Annotated in this window: 24 protein-coding genes and 1 tRNA gene; 19 read left to right on the forward strand and 6 right to left on the reverse strand. The window is 53.3% G+C overall.

Annotated features, from left to right (window positions below):
* Positions 1 to 36: 36 nt before the first annotated feature.
* Positions 37 to 1227 (reverse strand): cytochrome b/b6 domain-containing protein, encoded by a 1191-nt coding sequence (locus tag QBD29_RS09120; RefSeq protein WP_280097782.1) that lies wholly within the window; start codon positions 1225 to 1227, stop codon positions 37 to 39.
* Between the two features lie 152 nt (positions 1228 to 1379).
* Between QBD29_RS09120 and fabD the strand changes: the two genes are divergently transcribed.
* Complete coding sequence (gene fabD, locus QBD29_RS09125) at positions 1380 to 2318, forward strand: ACP S-malonyltransferase (RefSeq protein WP_280097783.1); 939 nt, start codon at positions 1380 to 1382, stop codon at positions 2316 to 2318.
* Positions 2319 to 2323: 5 nt separating this feature from the next.
* The gene (fabG, locus tag QBD29_RS09130; protein ID WP_280097784.1) at positions 2324 to 3061 is read left to right on the forward strand and encodes a 3-oxoacyl-[acyl-carrier-protein] reductase; all 738 of its coding nucleotides are present in this window, start codon (positions 2324 to 2326) and stop codon (positions 3059 to 3061) included.
* Positions 3062 to 3111: 50 nt separating this feature from the next.
* On the opposite strand, the gene QBD29_RS09135 is transcribed toward fabG, so the two are convergent.
* The gene (locus tag QBD29_RS09135; protein ID WP_280097785.1) at positions 3112 to 3759 is read right to left on the reverse strand and encodes a hemolysin III family protein; all 648 of its coding nucleotides are present in this window, start codon (positions 3757 to 3759) and stop codon (positions 3112 to 3114) included.
* Between the two features lie 74 nt (positions 3760 to 3833).
* The gene (locus QBD29_RS09140) at positions 3834 to 4682 is read right to left on the reverse strand and encodes a lytic transglycosylase domain-containing protein (protein ID WP_280097786.1); all 849 of its coding nucleotides are present in this window, start codon (positions 4680 to 4682) and stop codon (positions 3834 to 3836) included.
* 598 nt (positions 4683 to 5280) lie between these two features.
* Here QBD29_RS09140 and ftsY point away from each other — a divergent pair.
* From ftsY to QBD29_RS09160, 4 genes are all read left to right on the forward strand, one after another.
* Positions 5281 to 6651 carry a signal recognition particle-docking protein FtsY gene (gene ftsY, locus QBD29_RS09145; protein ID WP_280100946.1) on the forward strand — a complete coding sequence of 457 codons (1371 nt, stop codon included), beginning with the start codon at positions 5281 to 5283 and terminating at the stop codon, positions 6649 to 6651.
* Between the two features lie 23 nt (positions 6652 to 6674).
* On the forward strand, positions 6675 to 7577 hold the full coding sequence (locus QBD29_RS09150) for an EamA family transporter (protein ID WP_280100947.1): 903 nt from the start codon (positions 6675 to 6677) through the stop codon (positions 7575 to 7577).
* 19 nt (positions 7578 to 7596) lie between these two features.
* Positions 7597 to 8208: an inner membrane-spanning protein YciB gene (locus QBD29_RS09155; RefSeq protein ID WP_280097787.1), complete on the forward strand. Its 612-nt coding sequence runs from the start codon at positions 7597 to 7599 to the stop codon at positions 8206 to 8208.
* A gap of 135 nt (positions 8209 to 8343) precedes the next feature.
* Entirely contained in the window at positions 8344 to 8928 is a 585-nt protein-coding gene (locus QBD29_RS09160) for an HNH endonuclease (RefSeq protein ID WP_280097788.1), read from the forward strand.
* Here QBD29_RS09160 and QBD29_RS09165 read toward each other — a convergent pair.
* Complete coding sequence (locus QBD29_RS09165) at positions 8925 to 9380, reverse strand: disulfide bond formation protein B (RefSeq protein ID WP_280097789.1); 456 nt, start codon at positions 9378 to 9380, stop codon at positions 8925 to 8927. The two genes, QBD29_RS09160 and QBD29_RS09165, sit on opposite strands and share 4 nt — an antisense overlap.
* Positions 9377 to 9955, reverse strand: coding sequence for a YqaA family protein (locus QBD29_RS09170; RefSeq protein ID WP_280097790.1), 579 nt, complete (start codon positions 9953 to 9955; stop codon positions 9377 to 9379). Before QBD29_RS09170 ends, QBD29_RS09165 begins: the two co-directional genes overlap by 4 nt.
* Positions 9956 to 10067: 112 nt before the next feature.
* On the opposite strand from QBD29_RS09170, the gene QBD29_RS09175 reads away from it, so the two are divergent.
* The 12 genes from QBD29_RS09175 to QBD29_RS09230 all read left to right on the forward strand — a co-directional run bounded on the left by QBD29_RS09175 (position 10068) and on the right by QBD29_RS09230 (position 20130).
* On the forward strand, positions 10068 to 10922 hold the full coding sequence (locus QBD29_RS09175; protein ID WP_280097791.1) for a neutral zinc metallopeptidase: 855 nt from the start codon (positions 10068 to 10070) through the stop codon (positions 10920 to 10922).
* Between the two features lie 58 nt (positions 10923 to 10980).
* Positions 10981 to 11065, forward strand: a tRNA-Leu gene (locus QBD29_RS09180).
* A 148-nt stretch (positions 11066 to 11213) separates the two neighbouring features.
* Positions 11214 to 13136 (forward strand): tetratricopeptide repeat-containing sulfotransferase family protein, encoded by a 1923-nt coding sequence (locus QBD29_RS09185; protein WP_280097792.1) that lies wholly within the window; start codon positions 11214 to 11216, stop codon positions 13134 to 13136.
* A 282-nt stretch (positions 13137 to 13418) separates the two neighbouring features.
* A complete protein-coding gene (locus tag QBD29_RS09190; RefSeq protein WP_280097793.1) occupies positions 13419 to 14108 on the forward strand; it encodes a 50S ribosomal protein L21 in 690 nt (229 codons plus the stop codon).
* Positions 14109 to 14119: 11 nt separating this feature from the next.
* The gene (rpmA, locus tag QBD29_RS09195; protein WP_280097794.1) at positions 14120 to 14389 is read left to right on the forward strand and encodes a 50S ribosomal protein L27; all 270 of its coding nucleotides are present in this window, start codon (positions 14120 to 14122) and stop codon (positions 14387 to 14389) included.
* A gap of 115 nt (positions 14390 to 14504) precedes the next feature.
* Positions 14505 to 15059 (forward strand): GNAT family protein, encoded by a 555-nt coding sequence (locus QBD29_RS09200; protein ID WP_280097795.1) that lies wholly within the window; start codon positions 14505 to 14507, stop codon positions 15057 to 15059.
* Positions 15056 to 15658 (forward strand): LysE family translocator, encoded by a 603-nt coding sequence (locus QBD29_RS09205; RefSeq protein WP_280097796.1) that lies wholly within the window; start codon positions 15056 to 15058, stop codon positions 15656 to 15658. The genes QBD29_RS09200 and QBD29_RS09205 overlap by 4 nt, the downstream gene beginning before the upstream one ends.
* Entirely contained in the window at positions 15655 to 16197 is a 543-nt protein-coding gene (locus tag QBD29_RS09210; RefSeq protein WP_280097797.1) for a GNAT family N-acetyltransferase, read from the forward strand. Before QBD29_RS09205 ends, QBD29_RS09210 begins: the two co-directional genes overlap by 4 nt.
* 71 nt (positions 16198 to 16268) lie before the next feature.
* Positions 16269 to 17300 (forward strand): GTPase ObgE, encoded by a 1032-nt coding sequence (obgE, locus tag QBD29_RS09215; RefSeq protein WP_280097798.1) that lies wholly within the window; start codon positions 16269 to 16271, stop codon positions 17298 to 17300.
* Complete coding sequence (gene proB, locus QBD29_RS09220; protein ID WP_280100948.1) at positions 17300 to 18406, forward strand: glutamate 5-kinase; 1107 nt, start codon at positions 17300 to 17302, stop codon at positions 18404 to 18406. The genes obgE and proB overlap by 1 nt, the downstream gene beginning before the upstream one ends.
* A gap of 12 nt (positions 18407 to 18418) precedes the next feature.
* The gene (locus QBD29_RS09225) at positions 18419 to 19675 is read left to right on the forward strand and encodes a glutamate-5-semialdehyde dehydrogenase (protein ID WP_280097799.1); all 1257 of its coding nucleotides are present in this window, start codon (positions 18419 to 18421) and stop codon (positions 19673 to 19675) included.
* Positions 19672 to 20130, forward strand: coding sequence for a GNAT family N-acetyltransferase (locus QBD29_RS09230; RefSeq protein WP_280097800.1), 459 nt, complete (start codon positions 19672 to 19674; stop codon positions 20128 to 20130). Before QBD29_RS09225 ends, QBD29_RS09230 begins: the two co-directional genes overlap by 4 nt.
* Positions 20131 to 20185: 55 nt before the next feature.
* Here the strand turns inward: QBD29_RS09230 and QBD29_RS09235 are convergent, their stop codons facing one another.
* The gene (locus QBD29_RS09235) at positions 20186 to 20758 is read right to left on the reverse strand and encodes a DUF882 domain-containing protein (RefSeq protein WP_280097801.1); all 573 of its coding nucleotides are present in this window, start codon (positions 20756 to 20758) and stop codon (positions 20186 to 20188) included.
* 316 nt (positions 20759 to 21074) lie between these two features.
* Between QBD29_RS09235 and QBD29_RS09240 the strand changes: the two genes are divergently transcribed.
* Positions 21075 to 22682: a L,D-transpeptidase family protein gene (locus QBD29_RS09240; protein ID WP_280097802.1), complete on the forward strand. Its 1608-nt coding sequence runs from the start codon at positions 21075 to 21077 to the stop codon at positions 22680 to 22682.
* The last annotated feature ends 35 nt before the right edge of the window (positions 22683 to 22717 follow it).

Here is a 22717-nt window from a genome sequence, read left to right on the forward strand (position 1 = left end):
GAAAAGGGCGCCGATTGGCGCCCTTTTTTGTGTCGTTTATTCTGCCTGACTGGCCGTGAGTTCAAAGCTGACTGAAACACCAAAGCCGAGGTTGTTTTCAGTGGGCTGCACCTCGCCAATCTTGTGGGTGCGACGGTCGATTTCGGTGCTGCCAGAGGCGGTCGCAATGCCGTCTGTAATGGACAGCGTGAACGGCAGATCAAGCGGCGCGTCAACGCCGTGCAGGTTCAGCGTGCCCGTTGCCAGATGCCCCGTATCCGTTGGCGCAATCGTCGCGGTATAGGTGGCCGTTCCAAACATCGCAGCATTCAGGTAATCCGCCCCCAAAGCCTGTGCCGTGACCCCACCCAAATCGAGCGAACCGATAGAAACGGTGACAACCAAATCGCCTGTTTGACTGGCCTCATCGTAAGAAATCTCGGCGGTCCAATCCTTAAACGTACCAGACACGTCAGAGCCGAATTGCTTAACCGTCAGACCCAATGTGCCAGATTGAACCTGCCAATCGCTGCTGACTTCGGCCAATTCGGCGGCTTCGGTCTCGCTGTGTTTGGCTTGCAATCCGATGGCAGAGCCTGCGCCCATTGCCACAAGATAAATAACAATCGCCGCAAAAACTGGGCCTTTGGGGTGATGCGTGTCAATGCCTGCGGGCAGGGACGGTGTACCTGGCAACATACGGCGCAGTGTGGCGTCTTTGTCGATCACATGGTGTTTGATTGCGCCTGCGATATGCAAAAAGATCGACAGCGCGAGCACTTTGGTAAAGACAAAATGCCAGCCTGAGAAAAAGGCAGAGACAGCCTCGGATTTTGGTACAAACGGCAAAGAGTCCCCAAAGGGCCAGTAAATCGGGGCAAACCCAGTATCCGCAGCGTGGTGCAACCAACCTGACAACGGCACGATGACGAGCGAGATATACAAGAGCCAGTGAACGATTTCTGCCAAGGCTGCTTCTAACTTATGATCAGCGTTTAGAAGGCCGGGTTTGGTGTTCGTCAGTGCCCACAAAATCCGCAGAACGGCCACAAAGAAAGCAGTAATCCCAACGGTTTTGTGCATCGAGAACACAAAAGCGGCTTGGCTGACGCCAGCCTCGGTGCTGAAATCAATGCCACGTGTTCCATACAAGCCAAGAGCAAAAGCAGTGAAGATCAACAACGCTGTAAGCCAGTGGAAGGTTTTGGTGATGCTGCCGTAATGGGTGGCGGTGTTGCGCGATGTCATGGCATTCCTACTATCTGTTTAATGCGATCATCCTAGCAGTCCTATCCCATGACGCAATTCAAACTGCGCGAACTGGTTGCGAATGCGCCAAGAAACTTGCATCCTTTCCATCACCCGCATAAATCGCAGGGACATTAACCAAGAGGACAGTCATGACACGGGCATTTGTATTTCCAGGGCAAGGCGCACAAACAATCGGAATGGGGCAGGCGCTTGCTGATGCCTATCCCGCCGCAAAGGCGGTTTTTCAAGAAGTTGACGACGCATTGGGCGAAAGCCTGTCAGGATTGATCTGGGACGGCGACATTGCCGATCTGACGCTGACACAAAACGCGCAACCTGCATTGATGGCAACATCCATGGCTGCCATGGCCGCGCTCAAAGCCGAAGGGGTGGAGGTTTCAGCAGCGGATTATGTGGCAGGTCATAGCCTTGGCGAATATTCCGCTCTTTGTGCGGCGGGTTCTATCTCGCTGGCAGACACCGCGCGTTTGCTGCGCATTCGCGGCGAAGCCATGCAAGCCGCGGTTCCCGTGGGTGTCGGCGCGATGGCCGCACTGCTGGGCCTTGATTTTGAAGGGGCGCAAGCCGTAGCAGAAGAGGCGGCACAGGGCGAAGTCTGCCAAGCCGCCAACGACAATGATCCGGGGCAAGTGGTTGTGTCTGGTCACAAAGCTGCCGTGGAACGCGCGGTAGAAATTGCCAAGGACAAAGGCGCAAAACGGGCGGTTATTTTGCCTGTGTCTGCGCCATTCCACTGTGCCTTGATGCAGCCCGCTGCGGATCGCATGGCTCAAGCACTGGCAGATGTGAATGTAAGCGCTCCCTCCGTGCCTTTGATCGCAAATGTACGGGCCGAAGCGGTAACAGATGCCGAAGCGATCAAAGGTTTGTTGGTGGAACAGGTCACAGGGTCTGTGCGCTGGCGTGAAAGCATGGGTTGGGCCGCAGCCCAAGGCGTGACCGAAGTGTATGAAATTGGCGCAGGCAAAGCCCTGTCAGGTATGATCCGCCGCATTGATCGCGCATTGGCCTGTACCGCCGTTAATGACCCAGACGGTGTGAAAGCCGCAGCAGAAAAGATTGGATAAGACATATGTTTGATTTAACAGGAAAATGTGCGCTGGTGACGGGTGCTTCAGGGGGGATCGGTGGCTCTATTGCCAAGGCACTGCACGCGCAAGGCGCGACCGTGGCGCTGTCTGGCACGCGGGTTGATCCGCTGAATGCGCTGGCGGCTGATCTGGGCGATCGCGCCCACGTGACACCGTGTAATTTGGGCGATGCAGAGGCTGTTTCTGCATTGGCTGGTCAAGCGTCTGAGGCCATGGGCGGTTTGCATATCCTTGTGAACAACGCAGGCATCACGCGCGACAACATTTTCATGCGTATGAAAGACGAAGAATGGCAGGACGTGATTGACGTGAACCTGACATCTACCATGCGCCTGATGAAATCTGTGATGCGCCCAATGATGAAGCAAAAATTTGGCCGCATCATCAACATCACATCCATCGTTGGTGTGACAGGGAACGCGGGGCAGGTGAACTATGCCGCGTCAAAAGCTGGGATGATCGGGATGACGAAATCCTACGCCCAAGAAATCGCTACGCGTGGGATCACGGCGAACTGTGTGGCACCTGGGTTCATTGAAACGGCAATGACGGCTGAACTGCCAGATGCGGTTAAGGATGGCATGCTTGGTGCAATCCCCATGGGTCGCATGGGCGCATCAGATGAAATCGCATCCGCGGTGGCGTATTTGTCATCTGATGAAGCCAGCTATATCACGGGGCAAACGCTGCACGTGAATGGTGGCATGGCGATGATTTAACCGTCATCACAATCGTTATTACGATTTGGGGCGCGATTTGCGCCCCTTTTTTATAAGGGGATGTTGTAGATGCCGACGGCAATCGCTGCGAAAAAACAGGCAGAGGCGGCAAAAACGAAGCCATGCCAGATTGCCAGCGAAAATTTCAGTTTTTCCCAGTTAAAGAAAATCACACCCCCCGTGTAGAGCAAACCACCCGCCGCGATCAGCCCAGACGACAGCCAAGGCAATATCGGGGTGAGGGACCACAACAGCGGCAAGCTGAGCCAACCCATGAACAAATACAGGGCAGGGCCGTATTTGCCGGGGGTATGCCAGAAAAACAGTTTTTGGATTATGCCATAGACCGCCAACACCCAAACCAAAGTAAGCACCAGAAAGCTGGTCATACTGCCAATAAACAGGACCAATGGCGTGTAAGTGCCCGCAATCTTGAGGTAAATCGCAGCATGATCAATGCGTCGCAGCATCGGGCGGCGGTTTTCCCACGGCGTAAAGTGGTAGAGCGCCGAGGCGGCAAAGGTCGCAATCAAAGTGGCGCAGTAGATGGCGATGGCCGTGATCATCGGGCCAGAGGTATGTCCAAAAGACAGGCCAAACAACAAACCCGCGCTGATAATCGCGGCGGTGCATCCCAAGATATGAACGGACCCATCGGCAATCCGTTCGGGACGGGAATAGGCGGGATAGTCGGACATGGGATCAGGCTACGCCCAAAAAATGAACAGCGGGTGCATGACCTAAGGTCAATTCGCAACTATTTTATCAAATGCTAATTTTTAAAGACCACGCAGACGCAATTGAATTTGCGCAAACGATTACACAGTTTTTGCGCCGCACCGCGAGATTTTTCACCCAGACGCGCAACATAATAAGGTTTGCGACCAGCTACTTGTGGAGATTTCTTAATGTAATCGGGTTTTCGCGATTTTATCACACTGCGACAGGCACGGGCGTTTCGTGTGTACATGGATTTGGCCTTATCCACGCTCGAACCTGTCGCCATTTGCACGCCCCATGGGGGCAGTTTCGGTTTTGGTCGCAGTGACTTTATTTTTGAAAGTTGCCTATCTTTCGCTAATGCCAAACAGGCGGGCATAAACGATGTGGTTTTATCAAGTGAGAGGTTCAGGTTCTTTGGCGGGGCATCACGCCAATCAAGGGCGCTTTGTCCTGTAATTATTTCAACGTAATCCACGGTTTCCTGCGCCAACCCGCCTGTTTTTGCGATGAAATTTGTCGCCCGTGTTTCCCCACCATTGTATGCCACAGCGGCGAGGCCCAGATTCCCGAACCGATCCACCAACTCTGCCAGATATTGCGCCGAATGATCGAGCGCGAGGGCAGGGTTGTAAGCCGCGTTCAGCCCACGCAGTTTGGCGGTTTGGGGCATAAACTGTGCAATCCCCTCGGCGCCAGCTGGGGACAACGCGTTTGGATCAAATCGGCTTTCTTGCCAGATCAAACGGGTGAAGAAATCGGCGTTCAGCCCGTGGGTGCGCGACACATCACGCAAGGCTTGGCAGGTGTCAAACGCATAAAAATCGGTGCGAATGCACACAGGATGGCCCCATTGCCCGGCACTGCACATGCGATCTGGCGGCTCTGCAAATGCAGGCATGCTGAGACACAAAAGGGCAAACAAGGAACGCATTTGCACGGTGTAGCGGTTTTTCAGTGTAAGGTCGCGTGAAAATCGGACTTGGAAACACCGCACCAGAGGGTTAGGTGAAAGAAACGCCTATTTCAGCAGCAGGACGCCCATGTCTTTCTTCAAAAAACTCAAAGATCGTTTGTTCAAGTCGTCTTCGAAAATCGAAGAGGGGCTGGATGCCATTGTCGAAGACGGAGGCGAAACAGACGTCGAAGAGGTTGTGGTCGATCAACCCACAGAGGCAGAGGCCCAAGCGCAATCAGACGAAGATGCCGCCGCGATTGCAGCCGAAGAAGAAGCCGTCGCGCAGGTTGCGTTGGCCGCTAAAGAAGCACGACTGGCCGAAGACGCAGAAGCCGCCGAGCGCGCACGCCTTGATGCAGAACAACAGGCCGCCGACGAAGCACAGGCCGCGCAGGACGCACTTGATGCGGCACAGGCCGCAGAAGAACAGGCACAGGCCGAAGCCGAAGCGGCCCGCGTTGCCGAAGAAGCGCGTTTGGCTGCTGAAGCAGAAGCACAACGAGAAGCCGAGGAAGAAGCTGCTGCAGCTGAGCGTGCGCGATTGGAAGCTGAAGAAAAAGCCGCGCAGGCGGAGGCCGATCGTTTGGCCGCCGCTGCCGCTGCGCAAGAAGCCGCAGATGCAGAGGCCGCTCGCGCCGCAGAGGCTGCCGCAGCCGAGGCCGCTGCAGCAGCCCAAGCCGCCAAAGACGCCGCCGCTGAACAAGCCCGCGCCGCAGAACAAGCAGAACGTGATCGCGCCGCAGAAGCAGCTCGATTGGCCGCTGAACGCGAAGCCGCCGAAGCCGTGCGCCGCGAAGAAGAGGCTCAAGCCGCCGCAGTGCAAAAGGCAGCAGAAGAGGCTCGTCTTGCAGCCGAGGCCCAAGCTGCAGCTGATTTAAAAGCGCAACAGGAACGCGATGCGGCAGAAGAAGCCCGCCTAGAGGAAGAAAACCGATTGGCTGCGGTCGCGCGAGAAGAAGCGGAAAAAGCCGCAGAAGCAGCCCGCGCTGCATTAGAAGAAACGGTAGAAGCCGCGCCTGCAGAGCCAAAATCTGGTCTGTTTGGGCGTTTGTTCGGCCGCAAAGAACAAAAAACCGTTGTGCGCCGCGCGCTTGATGATGCGATGCTTGAAAGCATCGAGGATTTGCTAATCACCGCGGATATGGGCGTTGATACGGCCCTGCGCGTGTCTGCCAATCTGGCCGAAGGGCGGATGGGTAAAAAGCTATCTACCGCCGAATTGAAGGGGCTGTTGGCGGACGAAGTGGCTCGCATTATGGAACCTGTGGCCAAACCCATGCCGCTCTATCAAAAACGCCCGCAAGTTGTGTTGGTGGTTGGGGTCAACGGGTCGGGTAAAACGACGACCATCGGCAAACTGGCCAGCCAGTTCAAGGCCGCTGGGAAATCTGTGGTCATCGCAGCTGGTGACACGTTCCGCGCCGCTGCCGTGGAACAATTGCAGGTCTGGGGCGACCGTGCGGGCGTGCCTGTGCTGACCGCACCCGAAGGCTCTGATCCCGCATCGCTGGCATTTGACGCCATGACCAAGGCAGAGGCTGAAGGTGCAGATTTGTTGATGATCGACACCGCTGGACGATTGCAGAACCGCCAAGATTTGATGGAAGAATTGGCCAAAATCGTACGTGTTATCCGTAAGAAGGACCCCGATGCACCGCACAACACATTGTTGGTTTTGGATGCGACAACGGGCCAAAATGCGCTGAGCCAAGTGGAAGTGTTCCAGAAGATTTCCGATGTGTCTGGTTTGGTCATGACCAAACTTGATGGCACTGCAAAGGGTGGTGTTTTGGTGGCCTTGGCTGATAAATTTGGCCTGCCTATTCATGCCATTGGGCTTGGTGAACAGATCGACGATCTGGCCCCATTTGACCCCGAAGAATTTGCCAAAGCCCTTACAGGCGCGGAGTAAGTTGGGGCGTGACGGCGCTCGTGATAAGCGAATGGGTTCTATCACTTGAGGGAACAGATGCGGGCCGCATGCTTGCGTTTGGATTGGCGATCATGGCTGCGGTTTTGCACGCGGTCTTTGGGGCCTTGCAAAAAGGCAGCCTTGATCCCTGGATCACGCGCGGGTCCATCGACGTTAGTTACAGTTTGATGTCCATTCCGATTGTGCTGTTCCTTGTGCCTTGGCCCGAACCGCATTTGTGGCCGTTGTTGATTGGCGCGATGGTGATTCATTTCCTTTATAAACTCGCGCAGGCCATGGCCTATGAACGAGGAGACTACACTGTTGTTTATCCCATAGTTCGGGGAATGGGCCCCCTGATTACAGTCATTGCGGTTGGGTTCGTATTTGGTGAAAACTACAATGTCGTACAGTGGTTTGGCGTCATTTGCCTGTCATTTGCAATTTTTGCGCTGGCGGGTGTGAATTTGGCCCAAAACAAAATGGACCGTGCCACCATGTGGGTGGCTTTGTTTTATGCGGTGCTAACGGGATTTGGCGTTGCGGCTTATACCACTTGGGATGCTTACGGGGTACGGGCCACGGTGAACCCGTTTACATTCATCTTTTGGCTGTTCCTGCTAGAAGGCGTTTTATTCCCGCCAATTTCCGTTCTGAAATATCGCGCCATGGCCGTGAAACCTGCTGTTTCGGCCATGGCGAGCCGTGGCATTATTGGCGGATTGGTGGCCTTTGCCAGCTTTGGCGCCATCATGTTTGCCACGCGATTGGACAAAGTCGGCGAGGTGGCGGTGCTTCGGGAAACCTCCGTTGTGTTCGCCGCGTTGATCGGTTGGCTGTTTCTGCGCGAAAAAGTGGGTTTTTTGCGCGCAGGCCTGATGGTTGCCATTGCAGGGGGCGCCATTTTGGTAGAGTTTGGCGGCTGAATATCAAAGGCAGGGTAGCATGAGCGAAAAGAAGGTCAGTCCAGCATTGAAAATGGGGCTCGAATTGGGGCCAGTGGTGCTGTTTTTCATTGCCTACACGCGGATCAAAGATCGCGAGTTCGAGATTTATGGCAGCACTTATGACGGGTTTATCGTGGCGACCGCTGCCTTTATTCCTGTGCTGTTGCTGTCCACAGGCATCCTGTGGAAGCTGACGGGAAAGCTCTCGCGTATGCAATTGGTCACTGCCGTGCTGGTTGTTGTTTTTGGCGGCATGTCCATTTGGTTTAACGATGATCGGTTCTTTAAGATGAAACCGACAATCATTTACGTTTTGTTTGGTGGCATTCTGGGGATCGGCCTGTTGCAGGGTAAATCCTATCTGCGCGCAGTAATGGAAGAAGTTATTCCGCTAAAAGCCGAAGGGTGGATGATCCTGACACAGCGGGCTTGTGCGTTTTTCTTTGCCCTTGCCATCGCGAACGAAGCTGTGTGGCGATTGATGTCAACGGATGCATGGGTCAACTTTAAAACCTTTGGTCTAACGGCGGCGGTGTTTCTGTTCTTTATGGGGCAGGGGTCGTTGTTTGCGAAATACGCAATCGAAGAAGACACCAGCGAAGAAGCGTAAATTCGTTCCAACCTAAGCTCTGAATATAGAGGGTTGTTCCAAGACAGCATCTATATATAGTTTTCGTAAGTGTAAGGGCGGGATGCCCCGCTCTGAGGCTTAACAGCGATTACAGGGCAGGGACGCTTTACGACTATGACTTCTGAATTTACGCAAGATTTTATCCGAAACCCCGCAGGTCTGAAAGACAATCCAGCATTGGTCTTGAACGCGGATTTTCGCCCGCTGAGCTATTTCCCGTTGTCCGTGTGGAAATGGCAGGACGCGGTCAAAGCCGCCTATTTGGATCGTGTGACCATTCTGGCCGAATACGAAGAATCGGTTCGCTCCCCGTCGGTGGAAATTCGGATGCCTTCGGTGATTGTGTTAAAGGATTATGTGAAACCCGCGCGCACTACGGCATTCACACGGTTTAACCTGTTTTTGCGCGATGAATTCACCTGCCAATATTGCGGGGCGCAAGGAGACATGACGTTTGATCATGTGGTGCCGCGGTCTCGTGGGGGGCGAACCACATGGCAGAATGTTGTTGCATCTTGTGGGCCGTGTAATTTGCGCAAAGGGGCACGATCCTTGAAACAGGCTGGTATGAGCCTACGGGTGACCCCCGATCAGCCAAGCGCCAACCAGTTGTTGAACGCAGGGCGCAAATTTCCACCAAACTATCTGCACGACAGTTGGATGGATTTTCTGTATTGGGATGCGGAACTAGAGGCTTAACGCCGCGCGGCCAACAGCCAAAGCGCCACCAGTCCAAAAGAGATAATGGCGTTCCATCCAGCCATGGAGATTCCAAACAAATCCCAGGGGATTTCATCACAGCGTACGATGGGGGCCTCTAGGATCTGTTTTAGCAAATCCTTTACAGGGACGTCAGCAACGGATCCTGATGTGCAGGTTGATGGACCTTCCCACCAATCCTGTTCCACACCCGCGTGGTAAAGCCCGATCACCGCCGTGGTCAGGGCCGCCAATGCGCCCAACAGCGCCAAGCCGCGATGATAGACAAGCGCACCAATCAAGCCGATTAGTACCGCCACACCGTGGGGCCAGCGTTGCCAGATGCACATTTTACACGGTGGCAATTCACCGATGTATTGAAAGCCAAACGCCCCCGCGAGCATGAGTGCGGAACCAAGGGCCGCAAGAAGAAGAAACCGTTGACGTGTCATAAGTATTTCACCGCTGCAAATCCGACGACCAGTAAAACAACCAGCGCGGTAAACACCAAACCCAGCCGCCGTTCAATGAAATCTCGGATCGGCGCACCAAAGAACCACAACAAAGTCGCCACCACGAAAAAGCGAAAGCCGCGTGCGATCATTGACCAGAACATGAAGTTCCAAAATGGCAATTCGGTCACGCCAGACGTGATTGTGATAACCTTATACGGAAATGGCGTGATCCCAGCGAACAAAACAGCCCAATGACCTTGTTCGTTAAAGCGGGTTTTGAATTCCTCAAATGCGTCGAGTTTGTGGTAAAAATCAAGGATCGGGCGGCCCAGCGTGTCAAACAATTCTGCCCCGATGTAATAGCCAAACGCGCCACCTGCCACGGATGACACCGTGCAAACAAACGCGATCAGGAAGGCCCGTGTTGGGGCTGCGATGATCATCGGGATCATCAAGATATCTGGGGGGATTGGAAAGAAAGAGCTTTCCACAAAGGAAATCATCGCCAAAGCCGCCAAGGCCCATTTGGTCATGGCAAGCGAAACGGTCCAATCATAAAGTCTGCGTAGCACTGCGGATGCCTCTTTTTCTTCCCGTCTTGCCCCGTGATCGGTGTTGCGTCAAGCCTTGCGAATGGTCGCAGGGCTGCTTAGCTTAAACGCGGACACAGTTTGGGGGACCATCATGAAATGGCAAGGACGACGCGGCAGCCGCAATATCGAAGATCGACGCAGACGCGGTGGCGGCGGTAAAGCTGCTGGTGGCATTGGGGGCTTTGGCCTGATTGCGGTTTTGGCGATCGGGTATTTCATGGGAGTGGACCCCGCGACATTGCTCAACATCGCTGGGGGCCAAAACACGGGCGGTGGTTCTGTTGAAATTACCGAAGCCGACAAACAGGCAGGCCAATTTGTGTCAGTGACCTTGGCTGACACAGAAACCATTTGGACCGAAATCTTCGAAAACCAGCTTGGGCGCAGATACAATCCTGCTACGCTTGTGCTGTTCAAAGGGTCCACACAATCGCCCTGCGGCGCGGCCAGCGGGGCATCTGGCCCGTTTTATTGCCCCGCAGATAAGAAAGCGTATTTGGACACGGATTTCTTTGTCACGATGTCGCGCCAGTTGGGCGCGTCTGGTGATTTTGCTGCGGCATATGTTGTGGCCCATGAAATTGCACACCATGTTCAAAACGAGCTTGGCACATTGGGGCAGGCAAACCGCGCACGGCAGCGCATGTCCCAAACCGACAGCAACCGCGTGTCTGTTATGATTGAATTGCAGGCGGATTGTTATTCGGGAATTTGGGCGCGATATGCCCAAGAGCGTTTGAAAACTTTGGAACGTGGCGATTTGAAAGAGGCGATTAATGCGGCCAAGCAAATCGGTGACGACACATTGCAGCGCAATGCTGGCCAACGGCCCAATCCGCACACGTTTACCCATGGAACGTCAGCGCAGCGGCAAAAATGGTTCCAACGCGGTTTTAACACAGCCCGAATAGATCAATGTGACACCTTCAATACAGAGAATTTGTAAGAAGGCGCATTTTGGGCGTTGACGGGGCGCGAACGCCTCGCTAAATCACCCGAGCGTTGCCCGAGTGGCGGAATTGGTAGACGCAGGGGATTCAAAATCCCCCGCCGCAAGGCTTGCCGGTTCGAGTCCGGCCTCGGGTACCATATTCCAGTTTTGGAAAAGCACAAAAGCCGTGACAGTTGTCGCGGCTTTTTGCGTTTGGGCTATTGCGATCTTACTGCGTTGCAAAACCGCTGGACAGGGCAGGGCAGCCTTGCGAAAAGCAACGAAGCATAAAGGAACGAGGCGCATATGGCGGGTATTAAGCAAGTTTTGGATTTGGCCGAAGCAGCTGCGAAAGCAGGCGACACGGGCCGTGCCATTGGGTTGTACCGTCAAATCCTGACCAAAGTGCCAAAACATTCCAAAGCCAAAAAAGCGCTTGCTCGGTTGGAAAAACAGGGTGGTGGCAGTGGGCAAATGACCCAAAACGATGCCCAGGCCCTGATACAGATTCTAAATTCGGGCAATTTCCCCGCCGCACAATCCGCCGCCAAACAATTGTCCGAACGGTTCCCAAATGAGCCATTCGTGTTCAACATTCTTGGCTATGCCAGTGGGATGGTGGGCGATGAAAAGGCGGCAGTGGCTGCGTTTAAATGGGCAATCAAACTTAATCCCAATTTTGTTGAAGCATTGTCAAACTATGGGTCGTATCTGGTCCAAATTGGCAAACCAAAAGAAGCAGTTGAAGTCTTGCGCAAGGCAATCGCGAAAAAGCCGAATTATGCTGAAGCGCATCACAACCTTGGTTTGGCGTTAACCGCACTGGAAAACGCCCAAGACGGTATGGTGCATTTGGACAAGGCCATTGCGTTGCAGCCAAATTATGGAAACGCCTTTAACAGCCGTGGCAACGTTTTCAAAAATATCGGCCAATTGTCCAAAGCGGTTGAGGATTTTCGGGCTGCATTAAAAATTAACCCTCAAGACAGTGGCGCCAAAGAAAACCTGAGCAACGTGTATGCAAGCCTTGGGGATGTTACTGAATCGCTAAAGTTGACAGATGAGCTGCTTGCCACGGACCCAAACAACCTTGATTGGTTGCGCCGCCGCGCAATCCAACTGCACGCACTTGGACGCAAAGATGAAGCAGTTACCGCCTTTCGCGCGGTTTTGGAAAAATCTGAAACAGATGCTGAAGCCATCGCAATTTCATTGGAATTGGTTGCGCCCGAAGACCGTGTTGCCTTGCGAGACCGCGCGACACATTTGGCCCAAGATGACAGCGTCGATCCACACGACAAAGTTCGCTTGGCTTTTGCCTTGGCGAGCGACGCTGAAAGAACCAAGCAATTTGATGTTTCGCAAAAATGGCTTACCACCGCCAATGCACAGTACAAAGATATCCTGCCGCCCCTTCCAGAAGAGGAGGCCGTGAAGTTTGAACAAGCGCGCAAGTTCTTTGGAAAAGGAATACCTGATAAGTTTAAGAGCGCGGGACTGGACACGGATCGCCCAATTTTCATTGTGGGGCTCATGCGGTCAGGAACATCATTGGCCGAGCAGATCATTTCCAGCCATTCAAAAGTGTTTGGCGCAGGTGAATTGAACTCGGTGCGTGATCTGGGGGGGCCAATCCTTGCCGCGCAAGACACGGCGACCCCCTCACAAATAACCGCATTTGCACAAGATTATCTTTCCGTTTTAGATTTGGCCGACCCGCAAAAGCGCCGTGCCGTTGATAAAATGCCTGCAAATTTCTTGTACGTAGGCTTGATCAAAACCGCGTTCCCCAATGCGAAAATAATCAATACCGTTCGCGATCCGCGCGACACGTGCTTTTCGATTTGGAAGAACTTCTTCGACACATATGCCCACCAATATGCCTATGATCAAAAAGAATTGGCGGCGTTTGCCAACAGCTATAAATCGCTGATGAATTTCTGGGATGAACAGTTCCCAGGCGACATTTATCACCTTCGCTACGAAGACCTCATTGCAAACCAAGAAGGCGAAAGCCGCAAATTGCTCGATTATTTAGGGTTGGAGTGGGAAGACGAGGTTTTGGAATTCCACAAATCAAAACGCGCCGTGCGAACTGCTTCCGTTAACCAAGTCCGAGAGAAAATTTACAATACCAGCGTCAAAAGCTGGACACATTACGTCGATCATTTGCAGGATTTGTTTGATGGGCTTGATGCGGATTTATGGGCACATGCCATGGTGGATTAACCCGCGTACGCCCTAATCGTTTCTTGATAGGGTGGCAGATGCGGTCTGAGTAGTGGGCGATTGTATCCTAATTTTGTGTTTTGCAGGAATAGGTCGGTTTTCCCTTCTTTCTTGCTTGACTTGGAAGCGTCTCGCCCACATAAGGCCCCATCCGCGCGATGGAAGGGATTCCACGCGCTTTTCTTAATATTGCTCTGTGAAGAGCACGTTGTCCGAGGCGGGTTGCCCCACAAACACCTGATAGGTGGCCACAGGATACGGAAACTGAAAAAGGTCGAACAGATGTTCGCAGTCGTTAAAACTGGTGGCAAACAGTACAAAGTTGCCTCTGGCGAAGTGCTCAAGATCGAAAAGATCGCAGGCGAAGCCGGTGAAACAGTCCAATTCAACGAAGTTCTGATGCTCGGTGGTGACAAAACCACTGTGGGCACGCCAACTGTTGCTGGTGCCGGCGTTCAAGCCGAAATCCTTGAGCAGGGCAAAGGTCCTAAGGTCATCAACTACGTGAAGCGTCGTCGTAAGCACTCTTCTCAGCGTAAAAAAGGCCACCGTCAGCAACTGACAGTTGTTCGTATCACGGATATTCTGGCCTCTGGCGCAGACAAGTCTGGTGTTATGGCCGCTGTAAACGGTGCTGGTTTTGTTGCTGCCGCTGGCGCAGCAGGTGCTGCAGCTGCAGCCCCTAAGAAAGCCAAAGCTGAAAAGAAAGCGCCTGCCAAAGCCGCAGCGCCGAAAAAAGCCAAAGCTGAAACAGCCGCACCAGCTGCCGCTGGCGCAGATGATTTGAAAGAATTGTCAGGTGTTGGTCCAGCTCTTGAAAAGAAATTGCACGCAGCAGGCGTGACAACTTTCGCACAAATCGCCGCTTGGGGCGAAGCTGACATCGCAGAATTCGATGAAAAGCTGTCGTTTAAGGGTCGCATTGAGCGCGAAGGTTGGGTAGACCAAGCCAAAGCATTGGCTAAAGGCTAAGGAGAGAACTCATGGCACATAAAAAAGCAGGCGGTTCATCCCGTAACGGTCGCGACTCCGCAGGACGTCGCCTCGGCATCAAAAAATACGGCGGCGAAGCTGTCATCCCAGGCAACATCATCGCGCGTCAGCGCGGCAACAAGTGGTGGCCAGGTGAAGGTGTAGGTCAAGGTAAAGACCACACAATCTTCGCAACAGTTGAAGGCGCAGTGTCGTTCCGCAAGGGCTTCAAAAACCGCACGTTCATTTCTGTTCTGCCAGTGGCTGAGGCCGCTGAATAACCGATACCTACATCGGAACGCAAAGTTCAAAAGGGTCGGTTGAAAAACCGGCCCTTTTTCGTTTGGGCGTTCTATTTCATCCAACCAATCAAGCAAGGAGGGGATGATGACTGCAATGACGTTAAGACCTCGCCTTGTTGGGGAACGGGTTGTCCTGCGGGCTCCAATCGAAAGCGATGTAGATGATCGTCTGGCCTTGGGCCGTGATCCTGAGATCGTAAAAATGTTTGGTGGCGATCCGATCAATATTGCTCCGTTAACACGTCAGATGGCGCAGAACTGGGTCAACGATCAAATAGACCTTGAAACCGCTTGGATAATCGAAATTGCGGGCCGTTGTGTGGGGGACATTCGCCTGCATTCTGTAAACCAAATAGATGCGCGGGCGGTTTTAGGATTGGGAATTCTGGACCCAACACTGTTGGGGCAGGGGTATGGAACCGAGGCCATTACACTATTGCTTCAACACGCTTTCGGCGCTTTGGGTCTTCACCGCGTGTCTTTGCGGGTTATCGAATTTAATTCACGCGCCATTGCGGCCTACAAAAAGGTAGGTTTCAAAGAAGAAGGGCGTGAACGTCAAGCGGCGTTGGTCCAAGGGGAGCGGTATGATGATTTGATCATGGGAGTGCTTGCCCATGAATTCCATTCGCTTGAGGCTCAATCATGATCGCATTTGGTCCTCTGTTGATCTTCTTCGCCTCCCAAGTGGGCACACCTGGACCTGCAAACATGGCTCTCATGGCGACAGGTGCGCGGTTTGGGTTGCGGCCCGCGCTGCCTTTTGTGGCGGGCGTGGCTGTTGGCAAGCAATTCATCATCTGGCCCATTGGGTTTGGTTTGATGGGAGTGCTGAGCGCGTATCCTTTGATCTTTACCACGCTGAAATTCGCTTCTGCGGCATACATCATTTATTTGGCGTGGAAGGTGGCGAACTTGCGGCTGAACACGGATGGTGCGGCTGAAACCGCCCCGGGGTATGCGGCGGGGCTTATTGTTCATCCGCTTAATCCAAAGGCTTGGGCGATGATCACAGCGGGCTTCACTAACTTTGTCCCGCTTGGCACGCCCACTTTGCAGGCTACGGCTGTAATCGCGGCTTGTTTATTTGCATGTCAACTGGTTCTGCACCCTTTGTGGTGTTGGGGTGGCGACAGATTGGCAGCCACTGTTGCAGGAAAACCTGCGGAACGGTGGCTGATGTGGGCCTTGGCGGCCCTGACGGTTTTAAGTGTTTTATTCGTTTTGTTTCAAGGAGGTGAAGCATGATGCAATCAGAAATTACAGGTCAATTGGTGATCCCAACGGCGCGTTTTTCCCTGCGCCCTGTCCGCAACAGCGATGCGGGCATGATCAATCTGTTTGGCGAAGACAAACGGTTGGCGCGGATGACCACGCACATCCCGCATCCTTTGCCGCCGGGCGCAACAGAGGCGTTTTTGGATCGCGTTACCAAAGAAGACAGCGATGAAAAACTGTGGTCAATTGACGGCAGTGCCAGCGGAATGGGTGAATTGCTCGGCATGATTTCTTTGAAAAAAGTGACCGAAGATCAATCCGAAATCAGTTATTGGGTCGCGCCAAATCTGTGGAATTCAGGGTTGGCATCCGAGGCAGTTCAAGCGCTGATTTTGGCCAATCCTTTGGGGGATAAATCCATGGTGGCGAGCGTGTTTCAGGACAATCCTGCATCTGCCAAAATTGTCACAAACATGGGCTTTCAATTGATCGGCGAAAGCGAAGTGTTTTCTGTGGCACGCAATGGTATGGTGAATACATGGGATTACGTGCTGCGATTGCCAGAATAACCGAAAGCGCGGGTTGAGAAGACACGCCCCTTGCGGTATCGGTGGCCCAAGCCTGAACGAGAGCAAACCACATGAAATTCCTTGATCTTACCAGAGTACACGTAAAATCTGGCGCAGGTGGCAATGGCTGTGTGTCGTTCCGTCGTGCCGCGCACGAAGAATTCGGTGGCCCTGACGGGGGCAACGGCGGGCAGGGCGGTGACGTTTGGGCCGAAGCGGTTGAGGGGCTGAACACGCTGATTGATTTTCGCTATCAACAGCATTTCTTTGCTAAAAATGGTCGTCCGGGTATGGGCAAACAGCGATCTGGTAAAGATGGCGATGATGTTGTGCTCAAGGTTCCAGTGGGCACTGAAATCTTAGAGGAAGACGAAGACACCGTTGTGGCTGATCTGACCGAAGTGGGACAACGTGTTCTGCTCGCCAAAGGGGGGAACGGCGGCTTTGGGAATTTGCATTTCAAGTCTTCGACAAACCAAGCCCCCCGCCGCGCCAACCCAGGGCAACCATTGATCGAACGCACGATTTGGCTGCGCTTGAAATTGATCGCGGACGCGGGTTTGCTCGGTTTGCCAAATGCAGGGAAATCCACATTCTTGGCGGCCACATCCAACGCACGACCAAAAATTGCGGATTACCCATTTACCACGCTGCATCCCAATTTGGGCGTTGTGGGCGTGGATAACACAGAATTTGTCATGGCCGATATTCCGGGCCTGATCGAAGGCGCGCACGAAGGGCGTGGCATTGGCGACCAGTTTTTGGGCCACGTAGAACGTTGCGCTGTCCTTTTGCACTTGATCGACGGCACAGCCGAAGATGTGGTTGCCGATTATCGCACCATTATCAACGAGCTGGAACAATACGGCGGCGAACTGGCGGATAAGCCACGCATTACGGCGCTCAACAAAATTGATGCGCTGGATGACGTGGAACAAGCGGAAAAACACAACGCTTTAGAGGTGGCATCTGGGGGAACCGTGCATCAAATCTCTGGTGTCGCGCGGGATGGGCTCACAAATGTGCTGCGGGCCTTGCGCTCTGAAATCGACAGCCGCAACACGGCGGAGGAGGAGACGGAGGACACTGGATGGCGTCCATAATCAATCCTCTGACCAGTGCCAAACGGATCGTTGTTAAGATCGGGTCTGCGTTGCTGGTGGACGCGGCCACCGGGGCGTTGCGGATTGATTGGCTGACCTCACTGGCCGCTGATATTGCCGAACAAAAGAAACGGGGCCGCGATATTTTGGTTGTCAGCTCGGGCTCTATCGCGCTTGGTCGGCGGGTCTTGGGATTGCCTGATGGGGAGCTATCGCTTGACCAATCACAGGCAGCAGCAGCCGTAGGGCAAATCCGTCTGGCCCGCGCCTATGAAGAAGTCCTCGCGCCACACAACATTAAAACCGCACAAGTTCTGCTTACGCTGGATGACAGTGCGGATCGAAGACGGTACCTCAATTCTCGCGCCACATTTGGGGCATTGTTGACCTATGGTGTTGTGCCGATTGTGAATGAAAACGATACGGTGGCCACAGATGAAATTCGGTTTGGCGACAATGACAGATTGGCCGCACAGGTGGCCTCTATGTCGGGCGCGGATATTTTGGTTTTGCTGTCCGATGTGGATGGGTTTTATTCGGCCAATCCAAAAACCGATCCATCGGCGGTTAAATTTGATCTCATCACCGAAATCACGCCCGAAATGGATGACATGGCTGGGGATGCAGGCACTGCAGCGGCCAAAGGTGGCATGAAGACAAAGCTGATGGCGGCAAAAACGGCGATGCAGGCGGGCTGTGCCATGGCTATCGTGGAAGGGGACCAAATGAACCCCCTACAAACCTTGGAAACAGGCGGTAGCGCCAGCTGGTTCCTCGCCGCAACCAACCCCAAGGCTGCGCGCAAACAGTGGATTTCTGGCATGAAATCCAAAGGCATTCTTGTGGTGGATGAAGGGGCCGCGCGAGCCTTATCAACAGGGAATTCGCTGCTGCCCGCTGGGGTGCGCAGCGTACATGGCCAATTCCAGCGTGGGGATTTGGTGTCTGTGGCTGGGCCTGACGGAAACGAATGTGCCAAAGGGCTTGTTGGGTATTCGTCAGATGAAACATCGGCCATTGCAGGCCGTCAAAGCAATGAAATCGCCGAGATTTTGGGCTATGCGGGGCGGGCTGCGCTGGTCCATCGCGATGATATGGTGAGTTAAGGAAAATTAAGCATGACAACAATTGCTGCTTTGATGAAAAACATCGGCGTTACCGCAAAACAGGCAAGCGCTGAACTTGCCTATGCCAGTGCGGCGCAAAAGCAGGACGCTTTGATTGGCGCTGCAGATGCGATTGAAGCGCGCACAGATGACATTATCAAAGCCAATCTTCTTGATCTTGATTACGGGACGGAAAAGGGGCTGTCCCCTGCGATGATGGATCGCCTGATGCTGAACAAAGAGCGCATTTTGTCTATGGCGGACGGCCTGCGTGCTGTGGCAAACCAAGCCGACCCTGTTGGCAGTGTCATGGCCGATTGGACGCAGCCGTCTGGCTTGCACATTCAGCGGGTCCGCACACCATTGGGCGTGATTGGTGTTATCTATGAAAGTCGTCCCAACGTGACGGCGGATGCGGGTGCATTGTGCCTAAAAGCGGGCAATGCGGCCATTCTGCGCGGTGGCTCTGAGAGTTTTCATTCCTCTGGTCTTATCCATGAATGTCTGGTGCAAGGGTTGGGTGACGCGGGCCTGCCAGAAGGGGCCATCCAACTGGTTCCAACCCGTGATCGCGAAGCCGTGGGCGCAATGCTGACCATGACTGATTACATCGACGTAATTGTTCCGCGTGGGGGCAAAGGGCTCGTGGGGCGTGTGCAATCGGATGCGCGCGTTCCTGTGTTTGCCCATCTCGAAGGGATTTGCCACATCTATGTGGATGCCAGCGCGGATCTGGAAAAGACCAAAGCGGTGGTGATGAACGCCAAAACGCGGCGCACGGGAATTTGCGGCTCTGCCGAATGCCTTTTGGTGGACAAAGCCTTTTTCGAAACCCATGGCGCACCTTTTGTGAATGAATTGCTCGGTGCAGGGGTCGAAGTCCGCGGCGATGCAGATATCCAAAGCATCAACGGCGTGATTGCAGCGCAAGCGGATGATTTTGGTCGCGAGTTTCTTGATATGATTATTGCCGCGCGGGTTGTTGATGGGGTGACGGGCGCGATTGCCCACATTCAGGAATATGGCTCTAACCACACGGATTGCATCATGGCCGAAGACGCTGCTGCCGTTGACATGTTCTTTGCGCGGTTGGACAGCGCGATCTTGATGCACAACGCCTCAACGCAATTTGCGGATGGTGGTGAGTTTGGCATGGGTGCGGAAATCGGCATTGCTACGGGTAAAATGCACGCACGTGGCCCCGTGGGGGCAGAACAGCTCACCAGTTTCAAATACCTTGTGCGTGGCAACGGAACCGTCCGTTCATGAGCATATCCCTGCGCCCAGCGGTGGTGGCCGATTGTGCCGCGCTGAGCGATGTGGTGTTTCGTTCAAAGCAGTCGAATGGTTATGACGATGCTTTTATGGACGCCTGCCGCGCAGAGCTAACCATTACTGCGCGGACCCTGGCACAGACGCAGCTATGGGTGGCCGAAGACAATGGCGTTTTGCTCGGTTGTGCTGCTCTTGATACGCAACCGAACAATCGCGGCGAAGTTTCCTTGTTCTTTGTCGATCCAAACGTACAGGGGCGGGGCGTCGGGCGTATGTTGTGGAGTACGATTTTTCGGTTAGCCCATCAAAGCGGATTTAAAACGCTTGAACTGAGCGCGGACCCAAATGCAGTTGGGTTTTATGCCAAACAAGGTTTCGTAGAAATTGGCAGCACACCGTCTGGTTCTATCAAAGGGCGCCGCCTGCCCAAAATGCAGCTGACCCTCTGACAATAAGGCAAAAGAAAACCCGCCGAAGCGGGTTATTTCTGTTTTTGATGTCGGCTTAACCGCGCCAAGTGCGAACAGGGCCGCAATCAAAGTGGACAAAGTTGGACCCGTGGTAGCGCCCAACGCCACCGGAGCGGCAGGAAATGCCAGCTTTGGCGATTTGGCTTACAGAACGGGAGCCCAAACGCAAATCAGCGGCCATACCCTTCACGTGATAGCTTTGCTTTGCCACACCGCGGGATTTAGACCGCAGCATGTTATTTGTGCGGGATGTGCGGTAACCGGACAGAACCAAGAAGGGCTCTTCCGTGTCGAGCAGGTTCAGCGCAGCGGCCATCAGGTCGATATTGCGGCGATCCATGTTGCGCGTGGAGTTTTGACGCCAATCACGCATGAAATAGTTAATCTCTTCCAAGGCAGGTTTGATGTACTGGCCTTCGACCCAGTAGATCGTGTTGAGCGATTCACCTGTACGTTGGTTGCGCAGATTTACCTTGCGGATATTGCCTGCGCCTTTCAGGTAGCCTGCTGCATTCGCATAGTACGGTGTTGCCGAAACCATGGTGATACCTGCAAAGGCACCGAGAAGCTTACGCCGTGAAATAAGGTCGTTGGTTTTGCCAGTCATAGTCTACTGTCTCGTCTTTTTGTCCACGATTCCCGCGGATCTTTTAGTGTCCCGATCACAAAAGTTGACGCTTTATTACACAGACCGATTCGTGAACCAAGCATTCTGTTTCGAGATAAGCGTTTTTTTGCTTATTTCCTGTGCTCTTAGGTCTTTTTCGCCAACGAGTGATTTTGATCACATTTTGTTCTGCTCTAGTGACGTCAATAAACCTCAAATTTGGCAAAACTTTGCCGAAAACGTGATTGGACTATGTTTTTTAGGCATTGTCTAACCTATGTAGGGTCCAACAGACAAAGTGGTATCGAGGGGAACAATGTTTTTTTTACGCAATCGACTGATGGGAATCGCTGCTGCAGGTGCAATTGCATCGCTCACTGTTTTTTCAGCTCCAGCTGTCCACGCAAAACCAACAAATGCGCAAATTTCAGCGGCTGTTAAGGCTGACAAATCACTTTCTGGTGAAGCGAAACAATTCTACGCGCAACGTGGCTACAAACCGATCTGGGTGGGCAACAAAAACAAGTCCCGTGCCAAGGCATTGCTGGCGGCGGTAACAAATTCTGCCGCTCACGGCTTGCCTACCGCACAATATCGGATTGCGGACCTAAAGGCCGCTTTGCGAAACGGGAATGGCAAAGAGGGTGCCTCTGCCGAAGCGTTCGCCACAAAGATTTTCCTCAAATACGCCCATGATTTGTCTTCTGGCGTTCTAGAGCCCAAGAAAGTGGACCGCGAAATCGCTGTGCAACCGCCGCGCAGATCAGAATTGGCCTTATTGGATGCTATTTCGCGCAGCTCCCCCAGCGGCTTTTTCAAAGCCCTGGTTCCAACTCACCCAGAATACGCGCGTTTGTTGAAAGAAAAGCAAAATCTCGAACGTTTGATTGGCAAAGGCGGCTATGGTGCGAAAGTTCCAGTTGCAACGCTGAAACCCGGCACGTCGAGCAAAAACGTGACCAAAATGCGCGCACGGTTGTCCGCACTCGGCTATGGCCGTTTGGGTGCAGACGCTGGTTTTGATGAAAACCTCAAGAAAGTTGTGCAGCAATTCCAAACAGACCATGGCCTAAAGGCAGATGGGGTTGCAGGGCCCGGTACAATCAAGGTGATGAATGTCTCCGCAGATCAACGCTTGCGTCAGGTTCTGGTCAATCTGGAGCGGGAACGCTGGATGAACCGCTCGCGCGGCAAACGCCATATTGTCGTGAACTTGGCTGATTTCTCTTTCAACGTGTACGACAATGACCGCGTGACTTTCACTTCGGTGACCGTGATCGGCAAAGTGGGCAAAGACCGCACACCAGAATTTCACGATCAAATGACCCATATGGTTGTGAACCCAACATGGCACGTGCCGCGTTCCATCGCGGGCAAAGAATACCTGCCGATTATCAAAAAAGACCCTGGCTTTTTGGCCCGTCGCGGAATGCGCATGGTTGGCAGAAATGGCAAGGCAGTGAACCCTGCCAACGTGAATCTGTCCCAATACAGCGCAAAGAACTTTCCGTATTCCATCAAGCAAAAGCCATCCAAAGGGAATGCGTTGGGTTTGGTGAAATTTATGTTCCCAAACAAGTACAACATTTATCTGCATGACACGCCGTCCAAGAGCCTATTCAACCGCGAAGTGCGTGCCTTTAGCCATGGCTGTGTTCGGGTGCAAAAACCGTTCGAATTTGCTTATAAGCTGTTGGAAAAACAGACATCTGATCCAAAGGGCGCGTTTCACGGGTGGCTGAAAACGGGCCGTGAACAGTATGTGAATTTGCAACAACCTGTGCCGATTTACCTGAACTATCGCACTGCATTTTTCAAAGAAGATGGTCGTATCAACTACCGCAACGACATCTATGGTCGTGACAAAACCATCTTTAACGCTCTGAGCAAAGCTGGGGTGGCATTGCAAGCCGTTCAGGGGTAAAACCCAACTGAATTTCGGTTAGAACGGGCGCCGCA

Origin of the sequence: Amylibacter sp. IMCC11727, assembly GCF_029854195.1 — a bacterium.
In the GTDB taxonomy this organism is placed as follows: domain Bacteria; phylum Pseudomonadota; class Alphaproteobacteria; order Rhodobacterales; family Rhodobacteraceae; genus Amylibacter.